Here is a 4,906-nt window from a genome sequence, read left to right on the forward strand (position 1 = left end):
CGCCATTTTGCTGAAGCATACCGGGCATCCGCTGGAGAAAATTGAGCAAGACACGGACCGCGATCGGTTCATGTCGTCACAGGAAGCATTGGAATACCGGCTGATCGATCAGGTGATTGAACACATGGAAGTGAAGGCACCGGTTTGAAAGCAGAATGACGAATCACCAAGCACCAATGACCAACCCCGCGAGTGCTAAGTTTGGTCATTGAGATTTGGTCATTGGTCATTTTCCCATTTCCGCATTCGCGGACAACAAAACTTATCGACCTCCGCTCGAATGAATCGGGCGGCGTCCGTTTATTCGCATGAGGCGATTTATGAAGACGGGCTATTTTCGGCACGTTGTTACCCTAAGCGTGTTGGCGTTGCTGCTGCCAGCTAGCGGTTGTTTTTCCAATTACAAAAACCGCGTGAATCAACAACTTTGGGAGCGCGAACTGCGCTTGCAGGAAGATTGCATTTACCGCTTACGCTGGGAACTAGAGGACAAACAGCGCGAGTTGGATGAAGCAAATGCGCGGGCGAATTCGCTTAACAAGCAGACTGACATTTTGCGAGGCAACAACAGCAGCGGGCCCGATTTGGGGCCGCCGCCGCCCTTTACGCCATCGCCCGGCCGCGGGACAGAGACCCCGGGATTGCCACCGGCCCCGCCTTCCATGCCGGAAGTGCAGCCTGGAAAGCCCTTCACGCCCAGCTCTTCCAGCACGCGTGAAAGCAATTCCAGTGTTGCCGGAAACGTTCAGCCAGAGCCCACAACGGCTGACGCGGCGGTCCAACAGGCTGGCGATACTATGTTGGACCCTGCGGTCAAGCAGGCCGATTACACGGCGGCGGAACCCATGGCCAAGCGAGCCAGCTATTCCACACCTGGCGGCAGCGAGGCGCGGCCTATGGAGCGGCTGAACCCCGACACGGAAGTCGAGAGCATCGAACTGAACGATGGCTTAACGGGCGAAATGAACAGTACCGGACAAGCCGGCGGGGGATACTTGAATGTGGTTATCCAGCAGCGCGATTCCCACGGCAAGCGGGTGTTGGCACCCGGCGACGTGTCGATTGTGGTGGTCGATCCGGCATTGGAAGGCTCGGCGGCCCGCATTGCGCGGTGGGATTTCGATGCGGATGCAGTGCCGCAGCATGTGCGGCGGAATCACGACGGCGCTTCGCTGCAATTCGAACTGCCATGGCAGACTCCGCCTGCACACAGCGATTTGCGGGTGTTTGTGCGGTTCACGACGTTTGATGGGCGGCGTTTGGAAGCGAATTTGCCCATCGACGTGCAAGTGGCTGGCGGCGATTCCGGCCCGCGCGATTGGAAAAAATCCACGGCTTCATCATCGCCGCGATCGGCTGCTGATGCCTTTGCCGATGCTGATCCGCAAGCGGCAGCCGGGGCAGATCGTCACGATAGTGTGTATCAGCCTGACGATGGCGACGCCGGCCCTGCTTTAACCGCAGCGCCGCTGGCCAGTCAGCCGACGCCCGCTGCCACGCCGTCAGGCGCCTCAAACGATAAACCGTTGCTGGACGCCTCGCGCCGCCCGGTGTGGTCGCCGTATCGGTAATCAGCTTCTAGAGCTTAATTTCTCTTTGGTTTGCGCCTGGACCACCATGGCGAATGATGATTCGAGCGCCCTGACATAGCGGATAATTCCGTAGCGTCAACTCGATTCCTGCAAATAATTTTTCTGCATCGGGCCCGTACATGTACAAAACCGTCTCCTTCGGGCCAATTTCATTGCCGTCAAATTCACCCAGGTTACTATCCTCGATTGTTGCCATCAGTCGGTCTTCAATCGTCGCCAATTCACATTCTTGATAAATGTGGTTTGGTAATCCGACACCGTCGAGATACACAAGAACTGCCTGCTCAATAGGCGGCGAACTTGGGTTCCTGGGTTGTGACCGTTTGCCGAAAATTCGGTTGAAAAAGCCCATCAATCGCCCCTGTAACTGATGCTAAAGCATTTTCCCCAGCCGGGCGATCAAGTCGGCGGTGCGGCAGGAATAGCCCCATTCGTTGTCGTACCAACTGATGACTTTGATGAGGTTGCCGTCGATCACTTCGGTCAGGTCGGCGGCGAAGATGGAGCTGTGCGGGTTGCCGATGATGTCGCTGGAGACGATGGGGTCGTCGGTGTATTCCAAAATTCCCTTCAAGCCACCTTTTTCCAGCGGCGTGTCGGCGGCTTCTTTCATGGCGGCGTTGATTTCCTGCTTGGTGACATTTTTTTTCATCAGCGCCGTCAGGTCGGTCACGCTGCCGTCGGTGGTGGGCACCCGGAGTGCAATGCCCGTCAGCTTGCCCTTGAGCGACGGAATGACTTCGCCCACGGCTTTGGCCGCGCCAGTGGTGGTGGGAACGATGTTCGCGGCGGCGGCTCGGGCACGGTACAAATTATCGTGCGGCAGGTCCAGCAGCCGCTGGTCGTTGGTGTAGCTGTGAACGGTCGTCATCAAGCCTTTTTCGATGCCGAACTTGTCGTGCAGCACCTTGGCCATGGGGGCCAAGCAGTTGGTGGTGCAACTGGCGTTGGAGACGATTTTGACTTGCGGCGTGAGCTCCTGATCGTTCACGCCAATCACGCAGGTTAAATCGGGCTTGTCCTTGGCCGGCGCGCTAAGCACGACTTTTTTCGCGCCTGCTTGCAGGTGCGTATCGTACCCGGCTTTGCCTTTGGCGGCGTCTGCCCGGCCGGTGAAAATGCCGGTGCTTTCCACGACCACGTCGACGCCCAGCTTACCCCAGGGCAACTTGGCGGGATCGCGCTCTTTCAGCACTTCAATCCGCTTGCCGTTGACCACGATGGCGTTGTCGTCGTGCTGCACCGTGCCGTTGAAGCGGCGATGGGTGCTGTCGTACTTGAGCAGGGTGGCCAAAGTTTTGGTGTCAGTTAAATCGTTGATGGCCAGCACATCGAACTCGCTGGCGCGGGCCGCCATAATGCGAAACACTAACCGACCGATGCGCCCAAAACCGTTAATACCTACACGAATACCCACGATAGTTCTCCTTGTGCCACAAAACTAAAAAATGCCAACGCACCGGTTGGGTTTGGCCAGAACAGGGCCGTCGGCGGGTTGAAGTTGATCCAAATAAACCGAACCAAAGATTATACTCCTCGCATCCCGGCCCAGCAATCGGCCAGCGCAGCCAGCAGCTTATCCAGCATGGCTGGAGTGTGAGCCCAACTCAGACTGATTCGTAACAAAGATTCGCCGGCCGGCACCGATGGGGGACGAATTCCTGGGACGAGCAGTCCACGCTCGCGCAATGTTTCTGCTAGCTGCATCGTGCGCCGCGGATCGCCGATGTACAGCGGAATAATTTGGCTTTCGGAGTGGGCGAGATTCCAGCCTTGAGCTGTCAGTTGTCGGCGAAGTGCGGCGGCGCGGGCCAGCAATTCCTGCCGACGCTGGGGTTCGTCGCGCACAATTTGCAGCGCGGCTGTCGCGGCGGCGGCGACAGCCGGTGGAAAAGCAGTGGAGAAAACGTAAGAACGGGCGCGGTTCAAAAGCCAATCGATCAGGCTGCGCCGACCGGCGGCAAATCCGCCGCTTGAGCCCAGTGCTTTACTCAGCGTGCCGATACGAATGTGGACGCCGCTTTCGACTCCCAAATGCTCGGCCACGCCGCGGCCATGCGCGCCGAAGATGCCGGTGGCGTGCGCTTCGTCCACCATCAGCATGGCGTGATATTTTTCCGCTAGTTCGGCCAATTGCGCCAGCGGCGCGAAATCGCCATCCATGCTAAAGAGCGAATCGGTCACAATCAGCCGGCGGCGGTAGCGTGATGAATTGCCGAGCAGTTCGGCCAGATGATTCGCATCGGAGTGCCGATAAATATGCACTTCGGCCCGGGACAACCGGCAGCCGTCGATCAGGCTGGCATGATTTTTAGCGTCGGCATAAATGGCATCGCCCGCTCCAGCAAGGGCGGCCACCGTGCCACAGTTAGCGGCAAAGCCGGAGGTGAAGACCAGCGCCGCTTCGGTTCCTTCGAATTCCGCCAAGCGCCGTTCCAGTTCGGTATGGGCTTCGGAATGCCCTGTTATCAGCGGGCTGGCGCCGGCGCCCCAGCCTTCCTGCTGCGTGGCCCGATTTGCGTCGTCAGCCAAGCGCGGATCGGCGGCCAAGCCCAAATAATCGTTGGCGCCGAAGTTGATGAATTCGCGGCCATCGGAAGTAATCGTGGCTTGTTGCGGGCCGGCGCGTGTCGCCAGGCTACGCCGCAAATGCTGGGCGTCGAGCGCGATCAATTCGTCATCGAGCCAAGACAGGGAATCGAAGGCCATTCGTTTTCAACGGGAATGCAAAAACCAAAACACGAGAAGGCGGCAGCAGAGCCCACAAAAAAATTATCAGAAAACGGAAAAAACGGTGAAAAACGGTCAAAAAACCGTTCGATAAACGGTGAAAAACGGAAACGTCCATCAGCGGTTGACTGCGGCCAGCCAAGAACCGGCTCGCTAATAGCTTTATCCGGCAATTCTTATCCATCAGGCATTTATCGAGCGAGCGCCAACTGTGTGCCGCCCCCTCTGCTACAATGTCGGGCATGGATGCACTAGCCCTCGCCATTATGGTTCTTCCGCTTGCAACACTTGGCACGTTCTTGGCGAGCTACAAGTTGAAAATGATTTTGCGTCTAATACTGGTTGTCGTCGCGTTCTTTGTGGCATTGGTAACTGATCGTCCGTTCACTTCGACGAATATTATCGGTGAGGTGATCGCGAATTTCAAGGACAGAAATTGAGCCAGCTAAATAGGTACTCCACCTGATCGAAGCGCATTTAGGCTGCGGAAGCGAAGGTGTGTTGCATATCAAGGTAGTGATTATTGTTGGCTTGAAACCAGTCGTAGGCCAAGTCGAGCAGCTCCTCCAGCGTGCGACAGCGGT

7 protein-coding genes are annotated in these 4,906 nt (G+C 57.3%); 3 read left to right on the forward strand and 4 right to left on the reverse strand.

Annotated elements, in window-relative coordinates; all coding sequences use genetic code 11:
* Both VMJ32_09365 and VMJ32_09370 read left to right on the forward strand, forming a co-directional pair.
* On the forward strand, positions 1 to 148 hold a 148-nt coding region (locus tag VMJ32_09365; protein ID HTQ39227.1), incomplete at its 5' end, for an ATP-dependent Clp protease proteolytic subunit.
* A gap of 172 nt (positions 149 to 320) precedes the next feature.
* Positions 321 to 1,571, forward strand: a complete 1,251-nt coding sequence (locus tag VMJ32_09370; protein ID HTQ39228.1) for a hypothetical protein — start codon at positions 321 to 323, stop codon at positions 1,569 to 1,571.
* 7 nt (positions 1,572 to 1,578) lie between these two features.
* Here the strand turns inward: VMJ32_09370 and VMJ32_09375 are convergent, their stop codons facing one another.
* The 4 genes from VMJ32_09375 to VMJ32_09390 all read right to left on the reverse strand — a co-directional run bounded on the left by VMJ32_09375 (position 1,579) and on the right by VMJ32_09390 (position 4,495).
* Positions 1,579 to 1,944, reverse strand: coding sequence for a hypothetical protein (locus VMJ32_09375; protein ID HTQ39229.1), 366 nt, complete (start codon positions 1,942 to 1,944; stop codon positions 1,579 to 1,581).
* Positions 1,945 to 1,965: 21 nt separating this feature from the next.
* Positions 1,966 to 3,009, reverse strand: a complete 1,044-nt coding sequence (gene gap, locus VMJ32_09380; protein ID HTQ39230.1) for a type I glyceraldehyde-3-phosphate dehydrogenase — start codon at positions 3,007 to 3,009, stop codon at positions 1,966 to 1,968.
* A 110-nt stretch (positions 3,010 to 3,119) separates the two neighbouring features.
* Positions 3,120 to 4,301, reverse strand: a complete 1,182-nt coding sequence (bioF, locus tag VMJ32_09385) for an 8-amino-7-oxononanoate synthase (protein ID HTQ39231.1) — start codon at positions 4,299 to 4,301, stop codon at positions 3,120 to 3,122.
* Complete coding sequence (locus VMJ32_09390; GenBank protein ID HTQ39232.1) at positions 4,262 to 4,495, reverse strand: hypothetical protein; 234 nt, start codon at positions 4,493 to 4,495, stop codon at positions 4,262 to 4,264. Before VMJ32_09390 ends, bioF begins: the two co-directional genes overlap by 40 nt.
* Before the next feature lie 60 nt (positions 4,496 to 4,555).
* Here VMJ32_09390 and VMJ32_09395 point away from each other — a divergent pair, with 60 nt between their 5' ends.
* Positions 4,556 to 4,762, forward strand: coding sequence for a hypothetical protein (locus VMJ32_09395; protein ID HTQ39233.1), 207 nt, complete (start codon positions 4,556 to 4,558; stop codon positions 4,760 to 4,762).
* Positions 4,763 to 4,906 lie beyond the last annotated feature (144 nt).

This window comes from Pirellulales bacterium (assembly GCA_035499655.1).
Classification (GTDB): domain Bacteria; phylum Planctomycetota; class Planctomycetia; order Pirellulales; family JADZDJ01; genus DATJYL01.